This is a genomic window from Pseudoalteromonas sp. SaAl2, assembly GCF_052947895.1.
Map to the genome: position 1 here is coordinate 2,662,761 of NZ_CM129605.1, position 14,498 is coordinate 2,677,258.

The window sequence follows — 14,498 nt, forward strand, 5'->3', positions numbered from 1 at the left end:
CACTTTAATCGTTAAAAGTACTTGGTAACTCAACGAATTCAACCCAGTATTTACCTAGTGCTTTCATCAAATCGACTAAGCCATCGAAAGTAACGGGTTTAGTGATATATGAAGCAGCGCCTAAATCATAACCTTTAACCATGTCTTCCTCTTGCTTTGAGGTCGTTAAGATCACAACCGGTATCCCTTTTAAATTTGGATTAGCCTTAATTGCTTGTAGTGCTTCGCGGCCATCCATTCTTGGCATATTCAAATCTAACAGAATTAACCCAGGGCGCGGTGAAGCATCTTTGTTTTCAAATTTGCCTTTGCGTTCTAAGTATTCAAGTAACTCGACACCATCTTCAACAAAGTGTAACTCGTTTAATACACGACTTTCAGCCAATGCGTCTTGCGTTAATAAACGATCATCTTCGTCATCATCAGCCATTAAAATGGTGATAGGTTTTACTTTAGTGAATGGCATTTAAGCCTCTCCTTGCAATGTGAAAAGCTCAGCTTCCACAGGTAGTTTGATGATGAAAGTAGCTCCTTCACCGATTTTACTTTGTGCCGTTATCGTTCCACCGTGACGTTCAACAATACGTCGACACACGGATAAACCAATTCCTGTGCCTTTATATTCTGAGCGTCCATGTAGGCGTTGAAACGGTACAAAAATTTTGTCAGTATATTCTTGTGAAAAACCAATACCATTATCTTTAACAGTTATAACTTGCCATTCTATCTCTGTATTATGGTCATCACTAAATTCGCTGTGATGTTGATAATCTACAGTGATAATGGGTGCCACACCTTCTCGTCTAAATTTAACGGCATTAGATACCAAGTTTAAAAATAACTGCTGCATTTGGCTTGGATCAGCCTGAATAACAGGCATATCAGAGATACTAACTTGCGCTTTTGATTCTTTAATCGCGATTTCTAAATCACTTATAATTTCATTAAGCACTTGTTTTAAGTCAGTATCAACAAAGTCTTTACCTCGCGTTGTCACACGGGAAAACTCTAATAAATCATTTATCAAATTCGACATACGTTGCGCCGCATTTTTCATTCGTGCAATATAGTCAATGCCTTTTTCGCCTAGTTCATCTTTGAACATGGTTTCTAATCGGTCACTAAACGCTTGTATTTTACGTAGCGGTTCTTGTAAATCATGGCTTGCGACAAATGCAAACTCTTCAAGCTCCCGGTTGCTTCGACTAAGTTCATCAGAGTATAGCGTCAATTCTTGAGTACGCTCAGTCACCTTTGAAGCCAAGGTTTCGTTTTGATGTTCTAGCTCTAGCCTGTATTTTGCCGATTCTCGTAAGTTAATTCGAATCAGTATAAACATACCTATTATTAATAAAGCACTCGTCACTGCAGTAATCACAAAAGTAATTTTAGCTTCTTTTTTGATTTGTCCTAATTTTTTAAACTGCACAAGTTTAAACGCAGACTCAGCATCCTGAATTTCATCAGCTAAAACGCGTATTTCACGATACAAATTGCGTCCTTCGTGCGTTTCCAATAAATAATGAGCTCTGCGTTCTTTGTCTGCTAAAGCAAGTTGAGCTGTACGTGTTAGTACGGCAACCTTTTCATCGACTAAATGAAGCAAATGTGCGACTTTATCTGCTTGTCCATCAATTTCAGAGCGTAAACCTTTAACTAATGCGGCCTGAGAGTTTAATTGTTGCAAGGCATCGTAATATGGCGCTAAATAATCATCTTCGCCGGTAAGTAAATAACCACGTTGACCCGACTCAGCTTGAACAATTGATAAATGTAGCTTTTCAATTGCGCTATTGAGCATACCGGTATCATCTAAGCGCTGTTGTGTTTGGCTTAAACTTTGAATCGTGTTGCTAGCTAAAAATGCATTTCCCACAACAATACACAGTACAACGGCGATAAAACTTGCCCAAACGATATTAGTTTTACCTTGTTGCTTTTGCAGCTTCATTTACTTTCCTTTATCATGAAATTTACTCAGTTGAGTTTAAGTCTGAAATATTCTGTAAGCTCTCGCTACACTGCTGACAATTTGCAATAATTTTATCAAGTGCTGCCAATGCTTTATCTTTTGGCATGTCATTTTCAAGTACTAATTTTATCAACTCTGCATTCATTGAAATGCGATTCAAAGGTGCTCGAGCATCATGAACCAATGTTCTTAATGTGTCGTTATTACTCATGAATCTCCTAGATTTTATTAACTATATTCACCAATGCCACCATAGGCATTTAAACGGTTATACAAGGTTTTTGTACTGATCCCGAGCATTTGTGCAGCTAGCGTTTTATTGCCTTGCACTTTATCTAACGTGGCATGGATCAGTTCTTTCTCAACTTCTTCAATCGTTTGACCCGCACTGACTTGGTTAGTTTGAGTTTGCTTATTGACCCGAGAAAAAGGAGACTCTAGATTTTGCGGTAAAGTAATACTTTTTCCTTTCGGGTCGCTCATAATAAATGCTCGATGAATCGCATGACGAAGCTCGCGTACATTTCCTGGCCAATCGTAGCTTTCGAGCTCTTTCAATTGGTTTGCTTGCCATTTAAAGTCTGTATTATTTTCGTCATTAAGCTGCTCTAAAAATGCTTTAGCTAACAACGGAATATCTTCTTTTCGTTCACGTAATGCTGGAATATCAATCGGAAAAACCGCTAAACGAAAATATATATCCTCACGAATAATATTATTTTGTGCTAAGTCAGTCAGCGAACGGTTTGTTGCTGAGATAACTCTGCAGTTGACTGGTAACTCTTTATTACCACCCACGCGGGTTACTTTTTTGCTCTCTAACACACGTAATAAATTAGGTTGCATATCAATGGGCATCTCAGTTACTTCATCTAAAAATAAAGTCCCTGTGGCTGCTTGCTCAAACACACCTTCTTTACGGGCTATAGCGCCTGTAAAAGCACCTTTCTCATGGCCGAATAATTCACTGCCAATTAATTCTTTTGATAACGCACCGCAGTTAGTAGCAACAAGTGGGCCTTCGCACTGACTGGCATTATGAATCGCTTGAGCAACCACTTCTTTACCCGCACCACTTTCACCCATTAACATCACGTTTGCGTTGGTATTCGCGACGCGTTCAATCATGGTATACAACTGCTGCATTACTGGAGATTCACCGATTAGGGTACCAAAGTACTTATTGACACTTGGTTTTGACTTTTTCTTTGCGGTGTTTTTCTTAGGGTTTAAAACACGTTCAATGTCTTCACGTTGCAATGGCTTAACTAAGTGACCGACATTAGGTGCACACATTTCAGCTAATTTGCCTTTTACTGATGGATGCCCTGAAATTAACGTGATTTTAGGCGTTTGCCCAATACTTTCTAAATGCTCAACTAAATGCAAACCACTACCATCAGGCAGCATAAAATCTAAAAACACATGATCAAAAGTATTATTCACAAACCACTCTTGAGCTTCTGCCAGATTAGCTGCAGTGTCTATATTGTGGCCTAAGAATTCGACGATATGACATACAACATCACTAAACTCGCTGTCATCATCGACTAAAAGAATGTTTAACATGATAAATCCCTATGCTTTTTATTATCGACCAGCCTAACATATTAAATACATGCTTATTCTATGAAATCGATTATTAACTTAAGATTTACGCAAGCAAAGTTAATTTAGATCAGTTTTACGGTATAATTTTATAAATTAATTTTGCTTGTAATTATATGCACCTTCTCAAAACCAATATTCATCCTAGTATTAACGCCGATAATCCGAGTCAATTTACACGAATTACAAGTCGCGCTATCGCTTTAAAAGGCAATAGGTTGTTGCTTATGTATACACAGCGCTATGAAGACTATAGCCTTCCTGGTGGCGGGGTTGACGAAGGTGAAAGCATTGAACAAGGTTTGCTTCGTGAACTACAAGAAGAAACTGGTGCGCAAAATATAAAAGTTACGGGTGAGTTTGGCCTTTATGAAGAATACCGCCCTTGGTATAAAGATAACTTTGCTGTTATTCATATTAAATCGTATTGCTATTTTTGCGATATTGACGAACAGCTCGGTCAAGCTCAATTAGAGCATTACGAACAGCAAAATGGTATGCAAGCCAAATGGGTAAACATACATGAAGCCATTGCTCATAATGAACGCACAATGGCCAATAGTGACAAACAAGGGCTATCTATCATTAGAGAAACTTACCTGCTAAAAGAAATAGCTAAGCAGCTTTAGTAAGGAATGGTTTATCACGATAAAATCGATATAAACCAACTATATTACTGGTTAAAAATAAGCATTCCATTACTACGGCTATCGGCGATACGACCATTATATTGTGCGCAATCCACATGCTCGTACCTACGAGCATCATGGAACGTAGTTTAAGATCTTGAGATTGAAACGACGCCACAGTTTGAATAAGTGTAGCGGCTAAAGCAATTCCACTTAACCAACTATGCCACGTTAACAAAACCGCAATTACACTTAATAAAATAAAACACAACATCATCAAACGTTGTCTTGCAAAAACACAATATAAGTACCGTGTGGCTGCAATGAGCATTAGCCAACCAGCACTTTGTTGCCCCAATAAAAAAAAGTGCCAAGCAGTCAATAAAACCGAGCCAAACAAACACAGTAAAATTAATCGCCTAGATTTAAATTGAAATGACGCTAAATCTAGCAGCGTAGCAACACCGACCAAACATTGTGATAGTAAAAACATACTGACTCCTGAAAAACAGCAGTCTAATTTACTGAATCAAGTGTTGCCTTAACTTAAGTTAAGACGTTTACGAATTCGCGATAAAGAAATAGGTGAAACACCGATATACATCGCTACTTCAGTCAGGGTTAGCTGCGCCAGCCAATGTGGCTTTTGTGCCAACAAATAACGATAGCGCTGCTCAGGTGTGTTTAATAGCAAAAATGCTTCTTTCGCTTCTTTAAATAATAATTGCTGTGATACCAATTGCAGCTTTAGCTCATACCAGTCTGGTTGTTCAATTTTAGTTAATGGCACAGCTATAAGCCGCGCAGACTTTATCACTTTAATTTGATATAGCGCAGGCGTTTTAGTGAGCCAGTTACCAAATAACAGTACAAATTCATCTTTAAAATAGAACTCCTTGCACTTTTTTTCGCCGTTATCTGAGTTATGAAATGCAGCTAACACCCCATCTAAGACTAAATAGCCAAACTGCTGTTTTTGACCTTGCTGAAGTAAAACCTCACCTCGTTCAAATATGGTAACCGCAAACTGCTTGTTACACTGTGCAAGGATAGCCTTTGCCAAGGTGGTATAACTATCGCCTAACTGAAGTTCAGATAATTCATGCATCGATTGCCATTAACTCCTTAGTAATGTTTTTTGCGCTAATTCCATCTCTTGCAATGTATTTTTGCCCGCACCATAACGGTGAAAAATCACTTTTCCCTAGCGCTTCAGAGCGTGTTCGTAAGGCTCCTAATGCAATACTCGCAAATGGAAATGCTGGGGCTTGAAGTGGTAAAGTACCCAGTTCACGCATAATACGGTTTTCAATTCCCCTCGCCGCTCGCCCAGAAAAAATAGTTGTGAGCGCAGTACTATTTACACTTTGTTTTAAAATAGCCTGTCGATGTAACGCTGAAGTTGTCGCCTCTTGGCATAATAAATACGCACTTCCTACTTGCACCATTGCAGCGCCAAGAGCAAGCATTTGCTTAACATCTTCTGCCGTGGCAATGCCGCCTGCGGCGATCACTGGTATATTCAGCCCACCAATACATTGCTCAACGAGTACCGCTGTTGATTGTTGCAACTTTAAATCCATTGATAAAAAGTGACCTCTATGGCCGCCCGCCTCAAGGCCTTGGGCAATAACTGCATCAGCACCGTTAGCTTCAAGCCATTTAGCCTCATCCACAGTGGTTGCACTGGAAATAACCTTACCACCCCAGCTTTTAATTTTTTCTACAATGTCAGTCGTTGGTAAGCCAAAATGAAAACTCACCACTGGCGGCTTAAAAGGCGCAATAAGCTCTACTATCTCAGCATTAATTGGCTGACGTGTTGCCGTCATACCCAAGCTAGATTCGTCGACTTTTAGCTCTTTAAAATAAGGGGCGAGTAATGCATGCCATTGGCGTTTTTGTTGTTGCGTATAACGTATTGGTTTATGACAAAAAAAGTTTAGGTTGTAAGGTTTATCTGTGGCCTGGGATAGTTTTGTAATTTCACTTAGCAGCTGCTCTTTTGACAACATAGCGCAAGGTAATGAACCTAAACCACCACTATTACAAACTGCCGCAGCTAAGCGATAGTTTTGTACACCCGCCATTGGGGCTTGAATAAGTGATAACTCAGTATTAAAAAGTGTTTGCATGTGAGAATCCTTGTAAGTTTTTCATCCATTTGCATTAATTACTTGCACCAACCTAAAACCACAACACAATTAAAGCTATTTATTTTATAAAAAAATCAATGCACAGCAATATGTTAAAACCTAATTCATTGTCTGACCAAGAATTGGTGTTAGCCTTGCACACTCCTTATTTAATATTATTTGTAAGGAGATAAAGATGACAAACACAGTAACGACAATCAACCCTGCGACAGAGCAAGCTATAGAAGACTATACCTTGCTTGACTTAAAACAAGCAAAAAATGAGATAGATAAAAGCCATGAGGCTTTTTTGCAATGGCGTCACGTTTCATTGACTGAGCGAGCAAAACATTTGAACCAACTTGCTCATGTTTTTGAACAACAAAAAAAAATCCCTTGCCACTTTAATGACCCTAGAGATGGGTAAACTGTATGAACAAGGCCTGCAAGAAGTCGAACTGTGTGCTGCAATATGCCGTTACAGTGCCGAACATGGGCAAACACAACTCGCTGATGAAGAGCGTCCAATGCAAAATGGTCGAGCACTGATTAGCTATCAGCCTACGGGTGTACTACTGGGTATTCAACCTTGGAACTTTCCGCTTTATCAAGTTATACGTTATGCAGTGACCAATGTAATGGCAGGCAATACAGCTGTACTAAAACATGCCGGCAATGTATTTGGTATGGCTGAAAAAATAGAAGCGATGTTTATTGAAGCAGGCTTCCCAAGCCATGTGTTTAAAAACTTGCTTATTGATGGTAAAACCGCCAGCGAACTTATCAGCCATAAGGCAATTCGCGGTGTAACGTTTACTGGTAGCGATGGCACAGGTAAAAAAGTGGCTGAAGCAGCTGGTAAGCATGTGAAAAAAACAGTACTTGAACTAGGTAGTAATGATGCTTACTTAGTACTCGATGATGCAGATTTAGAGCTTGCGATTAAAACATGTGTGCAAGGTCGTATGATTAATAACGGTCAAACATGTGTATCGGCAAAACGTTATGTTGTGGTTGACTCGCTATATGATGACTTTAAAGCAGGTATTGCCGAGCAATTTAAAGGCTTACAACTTGGCGATCCGATGGATGAAAACTCTGACCTAGGCCCAATGGCTCGAGAAGATTTAAGAGACAAAATTCATCAGCAAGTTCAAGAGTCTGTTGGTGCTGGCGCTAAAATAGTCCTTGGTGGCGAAATCCCAGATCAAACTGGTTTTTATTATCCTGCGACACTGCTTGAAAACTTATCACCTGGCATGCCTGCTTATGATGATGAACTATTTGGCCCTGTAGCTTCACTGATAAAAGCCAAAGACAACGAAGATGCGATGCGCATAGCTAATGACTCTCGCTATGGCTTAGGTGGCGGCATTTTCTCAAAAGATGAAAAGAAAGCCATAGAGCTTGCCAAAAAACACTTTGATACAGGCATGATAAATATCAATGGGTATGGCTTAGCACAACCAAACTTACCTTTTGGTGGTGTAAAAGACAGTGGCTACGGACGTGAGCACGGTGGTTTTGGTATTCGCGAATTTGTGAATATCAAAACAATTATGATCAACAGCTAATTTTATATTTATTTTAGAAACCTTTTAAAAATCGAAGGGCCTTTATTGGCCCTTTTTATTTTTGAAGGTCGGTACTTGTTGTTTATCGACTTCATCCATTTTTAGCTTTTCAGCAACCTCTAAAGTATTTTCATCTTTATCTAATTGCGATTCTTGCTCAGCATTTTGATACACCAACTCAGTTAATAGCGCAAAATGATCTGATCCATATTTAGCTAAGCGCTTAATACGCTTAACGGTAAAGCCAGTACTGTGAAACAAATGATCCAGTGGCCAACGCATAAAGAAGTAATCGGCATGAAAAGTATTAAAAAAGCCCCTTCCTTTGCGTGGATCTAAAAAGCCACTGAGCTTCATAAATAATTGTGTCGTGCGCGACCATGCAACATCATTTAAATCACCTGCAACAATCACTGGTCTTATGGGCTCTTTAACTGCTTTTGCCACCATAATTAGTTCGCTATCTCGCGTGCGAGACGTTTCCTTTTCCGTGGGACTTGGCGGCTCGGGGTGAATAAAGTGACCTTGTATGATCAGGCCATCTGCATTTTCAAATAAGATGTGGATCGACGGAATATCTGCCGACACTAATTCACAGATTTTATGTTGAATGATCTTATATTTACTAAATATATGCATGCCATAACGATTGTCTTTTGGGCATGCAATACGGTAAGGGTAATCATCATGCAGCTCAGTTAATTGTTCTTGCCACCAGCTATCACTTTCTAAGGTAACGAGTAAGTCAGGTTTATGCTGTTTAACCAACGCAATTAAATCGTCACTATTGTGGTTAGACATCAAAACATTTGCACTCATTATTCGCACACTATGAGCTGCATCCTTGTCACTACTTTTAACTTCTTTGTTAGCAAGCCTAGTATATGGAAATATCCACCACCCCTGCATTACTATAACGAGCGAGCTCACCCCGACTACGATAAAAAAAGTAGTTGGCATTTCTTTATAAATTATTGCAGTAATACAAGCGCACACAAGGCTAATCACAGCCCCGTAAAATACCTGTAACCGAATGAAGTCTGCGCCTCTTACAGCAAAGTGTTGACTATATGAAAGCGGTAAAATACTCGCGATAAACAACATAACCGTAATGCCAGCTAATAATATGAACACACATCAATCCTTGTAGTTTTGTAAATTAAAAACAAACGCTTTTAGCATAGCAACTACAAATGAATCAGCAATGAAATCTTTTGACTGAAAGTATTAACGCATTATTATTGCGAGTATTTTACGGCTATCGTGCATTAGGTGATAGATTCGTCTGTCTATTTCAAGTACCACAACACCATTGCGTTTATCGTGCTTTAACACCCTGCCACGGCGGTACATTTCCTTGTTTAACTTATCACCTTTACGATACTTCCTCGGCTTTGCCGCTGGAGTGCGGTGAGAATACGTTACTTTTTTGTATAGCCCTGAAGGTAACTTATAAAAGACATCAGTAGACTTATCATATTTTTTCGCTTTTTTATGCTTTATAAATTGATGCTTCTTGTCGTATTTGTGTTCATACCTATCTCTGTCATGTTTATTACCTGCTTTACTTTCAAGAGGTAGTAATACCAACCCGAATGCCATCACGCAAAGTACAATTGTTTTTTTCATAATTTTAATCTCAGTGTTTTACTTTCTTTTAAGTTTAGTGAGTTAAGCTGAATAAAAAATTAACTCAAATGTAAAGAATGTAAGCACAGTGAGAGTAGTAAACACTCACATATAAATTATTTGGCACTTTTTACTGGTTTTAGGGTCATATGAAATCATCTTATAAGGAACATTTATTGTGGCAAAATGGTGTTGGCCTCTCATAATTTCAGTGATTATCCATGCGGTTATCTTCACAGTATTAATAAACTGTAAAACAGCCACTATGCCTAGTGCCCAAAAGGCAGCAATGAAAGTCTATGTAGTCAGCATGCCCAGTCAGGTAGAACCAACTTCTAAACTGGCTGAAACCACAGTAAAAAAACAAAGCAGTCCGGCTATTGCAGCCTCAATACCAGCAAATAAACAACCTTTAAAAAATAAAGTAAAAGCAAAGGCACCTAAAAAGCCTATAAAAAATAAAGTAAAAGCAAAGGTTACCGCTACCAAACACAAAGCAATAACTCCTGCTAAAGAGTTCAAAAAAATAGACCTCAATAAAGGTTTAAAAAATATAAAAATGCAGTATCAAAGTTCGTATTCATCATCACATTTAACATCGCTAAACCCAGAAAACCCCGATAGAATCAGCGTTCCTGAAGATCACGCTAAGCCTGGGCAACCTATTTTAAAAATTGAGCAACAAAACATGCAATTCATCACGTATCGTATTGGTGATAAGTGCTTTAAAAAAGTATTTATTGGTGGTGGCTCGATGCCTAAAAATGATTTGCCCGATAGTTACATCACGGGTAGCAAAGATTGCCCTAAAACTAAAATAACCCAAGCATATGATATCGCCATGGACAAATGGCTAAATAAAAAGTAAGTGACAAACACTTTAAGGTTTGTTTAAAATAGCAGCACTTACCTAATGGAGTTTGCGCATTAATGAATAACTAACACCTGTTGAAATTCGTTTTTTTATTTGAATTTACAGGGTTAGTGGGCGCAAAATTCGTCATATTTCGACCTATCACAATATAATTATTATTGCTTTGCGCACCATGCCCTGCACACTCCAGAGGCATTATGCATACTTTACACGTTCATAATTTAAGCTATCAACACCCTGATGGTTATGTACAATTTAAACAGCTTAACTTTTCAATTCACAAAAAACTCACCGCGATTATCGGCGCTAATGGCAGCGGAAAATCAATATTGGTGAGTATATTAGCAAACCAACAACAACCTAGTACGGGAAATGTTGAATTTAGTGGTACACGGTTAGTCGTGTCACAACAGCAATTGAGTGATCGTTATTTGCAAGACTCCTCACACACCATTGCCCAACAGTTAGGAATCGATCAAAAGTTGGCGGCCATTGCACGTATAACCTTAGGGAGTAGTGCTGAGGCTGATTTTGCGTTGGTAGGCGACGATTGGTTATGTGAGAAAAATTATCAACAACAGCTATTAAACTTAGCTATTGAAGCACCACTGACAACACCAATAAGCCATTTAAGCCCTGGGCAGCAGCGATGTTTAACACTTTATTGTGCCCTTCAAGCACAGCCAGACTTACTGATTTTAGATGAACCAAGCAATCATTTAGATCAAGCAGCAAAACAATGGTTAATAACACAATTACATGTATTTAAAGGGCCAGTCGTTGTTGTTAGCCATGATCGCCAATTACTTGATCACTGCAGTGCTATCATTGAGTTAAACAGTCATGGCATTCATTACGAAACCGGTAACTATCAGCATTTTTGCCAGCAAAAATTACTGCAACAAACCGCGCTTACGAAACAAATAAATCACTTAGCAAAAGAGCAAAAAAAACATCAACAGCAAACTCAAGTTAACCATGAAAAAGCACAACAACGCGCTGCACAAGGTAATAAGCACCGCCGCAGTGCTAGCCAACCTAAAGTCATGTTAGATTTTAACAAAAACAGTGCGCAAGCAAGTAAAGGCGCAAATGAGCGTTTAGCCTCAGCAAAGCTTGATGCGTTAGCCAAAAAACAACAACAGCTAAAACAGCAACTCCTTGAAAGCATTGAACGAAAGTTAAAGTTCAACCAACCCACCAGCAATAAACGCTTACTGTTTATTGATAAACTTGGCCTACCTTGTGGTTGTAGTAAAAACCCAGTGACCTTACAAATTAACAGTGGCGATAAATTACATATTGCAGGGGCTAATGGCTCGGGTAAATCAACGCTACTAAGAATGATCAGCGAATCTACAAAGTCATCCACAGCAACGGCAATTCAACTTAACAGCAAGGTGCTTTATATTGACCAGCACTGCTCATTTTTAACCGCCACAGACAGCTTAGTTAAGGCACTAGAGGTACATTGCGAACTTGAGCTGCAAACACTCCGCCACCTACTGGCGAATATTGGTTTCAAAGGCGATGATGTATACAGGCCAATAAACCAACTTAGCGGCGGAGAGAAAATGCAATTAGCCATGCTCATTGCCGCACAAAATGCCGCGGATTCTCTATTGTTACTCGATGAACCCGATAACCATTTAGACCTTGATAACAAACAACACCTTGCACAAAATCTGGCTGATTTTACCGGCAGCTTTATATTAGTCAGCCACGATGAGGAATTTATTCAGCAAGCTAGTTTAACAACCCAAATTACCTTAAAGTAACGGCGTGAGAACTTTTTTATTATTTAAAGAAGACAAAATAGCCAATGTTAATCATAAAGACGGTAGTAGTGGTGGTGGTAGCTTATTTAGCTTGCTGATGCTTTTAGTTGGCGCATTAGTTTTAAAACAATATAAGCCAAAATATTAAAGCACACTGAACTAGGCTTTAAGCTAAAGCTTTAGAATTTCTAAAAAAGGTTATATCCTGCCCTTTTGAAATATCTTAGATAAAGGGCATTCATGCTTTCTCGATTCCTCTGTCTGGCGCTGCTCACACCGACAGCCTTTAACGCTTTCGCTGCACAAAACGACATTGAACGCATTACTACCACCGCGTCTCGGGTTGACGTTAGCGCCGATCCGCTACCTCTGGTGATCAGCAGCATAACTAAAGAGCAGTTGGATTTAATTGCCCCAACTCATATCGAGCAAGTTTTGAAACAAATTGCGGGTGCCAATGTTCAACACGGGAATGGTCAAGAATATTTGCCCGCATTGCGCTCTGCGGTGCTTTCTGGGGCGGGTGCCTGTGGCGGTATATTAACAGCTGAAGACGGTATTCCACTGCGCGCCGCAGGCTTTTGTAATATTAACGAGCTATTTGAAGCCCACACAGAGATGGCCGAGCGCGTTGAAGTGTTAAAAGGCCCAGGCTCTGCGCTTTATGGCTCAAATGCTGTACACGGGGTTATTAATGTTATCACCCCAGACACCACCTATGATAAGCACTTACTCGGCCTTGATTTAGGGTCGTACGGCTATAGTCGATTTAAATTGCGCAGCGGGAAAGACTTAGACGAGCAAGGCATTGGAATTAATGCCAGCGTGACGCGTGATACGGGTTATCGTGATGATGAAAGCGTCGACCAAGAGAAATTAAATCTACGTCACCGCTACACCAACGACGAACTATCAATTACAACAGGGCTAAGCTATACCAACCTTGATCAACAAACCGCAGGGTTTATCGAAGGCTTTGAAAGTTATAAAGATGATGAAATAGCCCAACAAAATTTTGACCCTGATGCATTTAGAAAAGCCCGCTCGTTTAGGCTTTGGTCAAAGGTGCAGTGGCAAACAGCAAAAGATACGCTCACCATTACCCCCTATGTACGCAATCAAAGCATGACCTTTTTTAAGCACTTTTTACCGGGTACACCGCTTGAAGAGAATAGCCAAAATGGCTTTGGTATTCAGTCACTTTGGCAACATGCTTACGCGAATGAACTGACTATTAACTTAGGCCTAGACGGCGAATACACCCGTGCTGATTTCTTACAATATCAAGACCAACCAACTCAAGGTTCAGCATTTTTAGTCGCTACAGTACCACAAGGTAAGCATTACGATTACGATGTAACCAGCACACTACTAGCGCCTTTTATTAGCCTTGATTGGCAATGGCAAGCGCTTAGTATTAGCCTTGGCGCTCGATTTGAACAACTCAATTATGACTACAGTAATAATATGCTTGCTGGTCGCACTGACGAGAATGGCAACGCGTGCAGCTTTGGTGGTTGTCGTTACTCTCGCCCACCCAGTAGCGAAAATACCTTTACCAATACTTCTCCTAAATTAGGCCTGAGTTACCAATTAAGTGCTGATAATTATTTATATGCAAACTTATCCAAAGGCTACCGTGCACCGCAAGCAGCGGAGTTATACCAATTACAACGCGAGCAGCAAGTGGCTGACCTTGAATCTGAAACTGCAGACAATGTAGAGCTGGGCTTTAAAGGCCAGCTCCAACAACTGCATTATGTTTTCTCAGCATATGCAATGAATAAACAAAATGTGATTTTTCGAGATAGTGACTTTTTTACCATTAATGACGGGCAAACCAAACACCGCGGTATTGAAGTTGAGCTTGATTATCAACTCACTCAGTCAATAAAGCTTGCCCTTGCTGCAAGCCATGCGGTACACACATACGACTATGACCAAGTTTTATCTGGGGTGAACATTAACGGTAACGATATAGACACGGCGCCGCGTAATATCGCCAATCTACAAGCTAACTGGCAAGTAAGTAATAACACCCTAGTTGCTTTAGAATGGCATCATATTAGTGATTATTTTACCGACCCTGAAAACCTACACAGCTACGCAGGCCATAATTTAATTAACTTACGTGGCGCTTGGCAGCTAACTGAGCAACTAAAGCTCACAGCACGAATTAATAATCTATTTGATACCGCTTATGCCGAACGCGCCGATTACACCAGCTTTACCGGCGACCGTTATTTTCCGGGGCGCCCGCGTAATGTAATGTTCTCAGCAAGTTACGCTTGGTAATGGG

At 39.8% G+C, this 14,498-nt stretch carries 14 protein-coding genes and 1 pseudogene; 6 read left to right on the forward strand and 9 right to left on the reverse strand.

The annotated features are described in order from the left end of the window. Positions 1-4: 4 nt before the first annotated feature. The 4 genes from ACU8V8_RS12595 to ACU8V8_RS12610 are packed head-to-tail and all read right to left on the reverse strand — an operon-like array spanning position 5 to position 3,541. The gene (locus ACU8V8_RS12595) at positions 5-466 is read right to left on the reverse strand and encodes a response regulator (RefSeq protein ID WP_087532439.1); all 462 of its coding nucleotides are present in this window, start codon (positions 464-466) and stop codon (positions 5-7) included. Next, positions 467-1,951: a sensor histidine kinase gene (locus ACU8V8_RS12600; protein ID WP_446887735.1), complete on the reverse strand. Its 1,485-nt coding sequence runs from the start codon at positions 1,949-1,951 to the stop codon at positions 467-469. 22 nt (positions 1,952-1,973) lie between these two features. Next, on the reverse strand, positions 1,974-2,183 hold the full coding sequence (locus tag ACU8V8_RS12605; RefSeq protein WP_446887736.1) for a histidine kinase dimerization/phospho-acceptor domain-containing protein: 210 nt from the start codon (positions 2,181-2,183) through the stop codon (positions 1,974-1,976). Positions 2,184-2,200: 17 nt separating this feature from the next. Next, a complete protein-coding gene (locus ACU8V8_RS12610) occupies positions 2,201-3,541 on the reverse strand; it encodes a sigma-54-dependent transcriptional regulator (RefSeq protein WP_446887737.1) in 1,341 nt (446 codons plus the stop codon). Positions 3,542-3,696: 155 nt separating this feature from the next. Between ACU8V8_RS12610 and ACU8V8_RS12615 the strand changes: the two genes are divergently transcribed. Next, positions 3,697-4,209 (forward strand): NUDIX hydrolase, encoded by a 513-nt coding sequence (locus tag ACU8V8_RS12615; RefSeq protein ID WP_446887738.1) that lies wholly within the window; start codon positions 3,697-3,699, stop codon positions 4,207-4,209. Here ACU8V8_RS12615 and ACU8V8_RS12620 read toward each other — a convergent pair. From ACU8V8_RS12620 to ACU8V8_RS12630, 3 genes are read right to left on the reverse strand one after another with little or no spacing between them, the layout of a single operon-like run. Then, entirely contained in the window at positions 4,196-4,702 is a 507-nt protein-coding gene (locus ACU8V8_RS12620) for a YgjV family protein (RefSeq protein ID WP_446887739.1), read from the reverse strand. The genes ACU8V8_RS12615 and ACU8V8_RS12620 overlap by 14 nt on opposite strands. A 48-nt stretch (positions 4,703-4,750) precedes the next feature. After that, entirely contained in the window at positions 4,751-5,317 is a 567-nt protein-coding gene (locus ACU8V8_RS12625) for a Crp/Fnr family transcriptional regulator (RefSeq protein WP_446887740.1), read from the reverse strand. Further along, positions 5,310-6,344 (reverse strand): NAD(P)H-dependent flavin oxidoreductase, encoded by a 1,035-nt coding sequence (locus ACU8V8_RS12630; RefSeq protein ID WP_446887741.1) that lies wholly within the window; start codon positions 6,342-6,344, stop codon positions 5,310-5,312. The genes ACU8V8_RS12625 and ACU8V8_RS12630 overlap by 8 nt, the downstream gene beginning before the upstream one ends. Positions 6,345-6,540: 196 nt before the next feature. Here ACU8V8_RS12630 and ACU8V8_RS12635 point away from each other — a divergent pair. Continuing rightward, a pseudogene (locus tag ACU8V8_RS12635) lies at positions 6,541-7,918 on the forward strand (NAD-dependent succinate-semialdehyde dehydrogenase). A 42-nt stretch (positions 7,919-7,960) separates the two neighbouring features. Here the strand turns inward: ACU8V8_RS12635 and ACU8V8_RS12640 are convergent. Further along, positions 7,961-9,052: an endonuclease/exonuclease/phosphatase family protein gene (locus ACU8V8_RS12640; protein WP_446887742.1), complete on the reverse strand. Its 1,092-nt coding sequence runs from the start codon at positions 9,050-9,052 to the stop codon at positions 7,961-7,963. A gap of 93 nt (positions 9,053-9,145) precedes the next feature. After that, positions 9,146-9,547, reverse strand: coding sequence for a hypothetical protein (locus ACU8V8_RS12645; protein WP_446887743.1), 402 nt, complete (start codon positions 9,545-9,547; stop codon positions 9,146-9,148). A 265-nt stretch (positions 9,548-9,812) separates the two neighbouring features. On the opposite strand from ACU8V8_RS12645, the gene ACU8V8_RS12650 reads away from it, so the two are divergent. The 4 genes from ACU8V8_RS12650 (at position 9,813) to ACU8V8_RS12665 (ending at position 14,494) form a co-directional block, all read left to right on the forward strand. Continuing rightward, positions 9,813-10,415: a hypothetical protein gene (locus tag ACU8V8_RS12650; protein WP_446887744.1), complete on the forward strand. Its 603-nt coding sequence runs from the start codon at positions 9,813-9,815 to the stop codon at positions 10,413-10,415. Between the two features lie 203 nt (positions 10,416-10,618). Further along, entirely contained in the window at positions 10,619-12,199 is a 1,581-nt protein-coding gene (locus ACU8V8_RS12655) for an ATP-binding cassette domain-containing protein (RefSeq protein ID WP_446887745.1), read from the forward strand. A gap of 4 nt (positions 12,200-12,203) precedes the next feature. Next, on the forward strand, positions 12,204-12,347 hold the full coding sequence (locus ACU8V8_RS12660; protein ID WP_446887746.1) for a hypothetical protein: 144 nt from the start codon (positions 12,204-12,206) through the stop codon (positions 12,345-12,347). A 92-nt stretch (positions 12,348-12,439) separates the two neighbouring features. Beyond that, entirely contained in the window at positions 12,440-14,494 is a 2,055-nt protein-coding gene (locus tag ACU8V8_RS12665) for a TonB-dependent receptor (RefSeq protein WP_446887747.1), read from the forward strand. Positions 14,495-14,498 lie beyond the last annotated feature (4 nt).

Excerpts from the sequence above, each read along its gene's own strand:
- ACU8V8_RS12595 (WP_087532439.1), bottom strand. The coding sequence starts at position 466 with ATGCCATTCACTAAAGTAAAACCTATCACCATTTTAATGGCTGATGAT.
- ACU8V8_RS12600 (WP_446887735.1), bottom strand. The coding sequence starts at position 1,951 with ATGAAGCTGCAAAAGCAACAAGGTAAAACTAATATCGTTTGGGCAAGT.
- ACU8V8_RS12605 (WP_446887736.1), bottom strand. The coding sequence starts at position 2,183 with ATGAGTAATAACGACACATTAAGAACATTGGTTCATGATGCTCGAGCA.
- ACU8V8_RS12610 (WP_446887737.1), bottom strand. The coding sequence starts at position 3,541 with ATGTTAAACATTCTTTTAGTCGATGATGACAGCGAGTTTAGTGATGTT.
- ACU8V8_RS12615 (WP_446887738.1), top strand. The coding sequence starts at position 3,697 with ATGCACCTTCTCAAAACCAATATTCATCCTAGTATTAACGCCGATAAT.
- ACU8V8_RS12620 (WP_446887739.1), bottom strand. The coding sequence starts at position 4,702 with ATGTTTTTACTATCACAATGTTTGGTCGGTGTTGCTACGCTGCTAGAT.
- ACU8V8_RS12625 (WP_446887740.1), bottom strand. The coding sequence starts at position 5,317 with ATGCATGAATTATCTGAACTTCAGTTAGGCGATAGTTATACCACCTTG.
- ACU8V8_RS12630 (WP_446887741.1), bottom strand. The coding sequence starts at position 6,344 with ATGCAAACACTTTTTAATACTGAGTTATCACTTATTCAAGCCCCAATG.
- ACU8V8_RS12645 (WP_446887743.1), bottom strand. The coding sequence starts at position 9,547 with ATGAAAAAAACAATTGTACTTTGCGTGATGGCATTCGGGTTGGTATTA.
- ACU8V8_RS12650 (WP_446887744.1), top strand. The coding sequence starts at position 9,813 with ATGCCTAGTGCCCAAAAGGCAGCAATGAAAGTCTATGTAGTCAGCATG.
- ACU8V8_RS12655 (WP_446887745.1), top strand. The coding sequence starts at position 10,619 with ATGCATACTTTACACGTTCATAATTTAAGCTATCAACACCCTGATGGT.
- ACU8V8_RS12665 (WP_446887747.1), top strand. The coding sequence starts at position 12,440 with ATGCTTTCTCGATTCCTCTGTCTGGCGCTGCTCACACCGACAGCCTTT.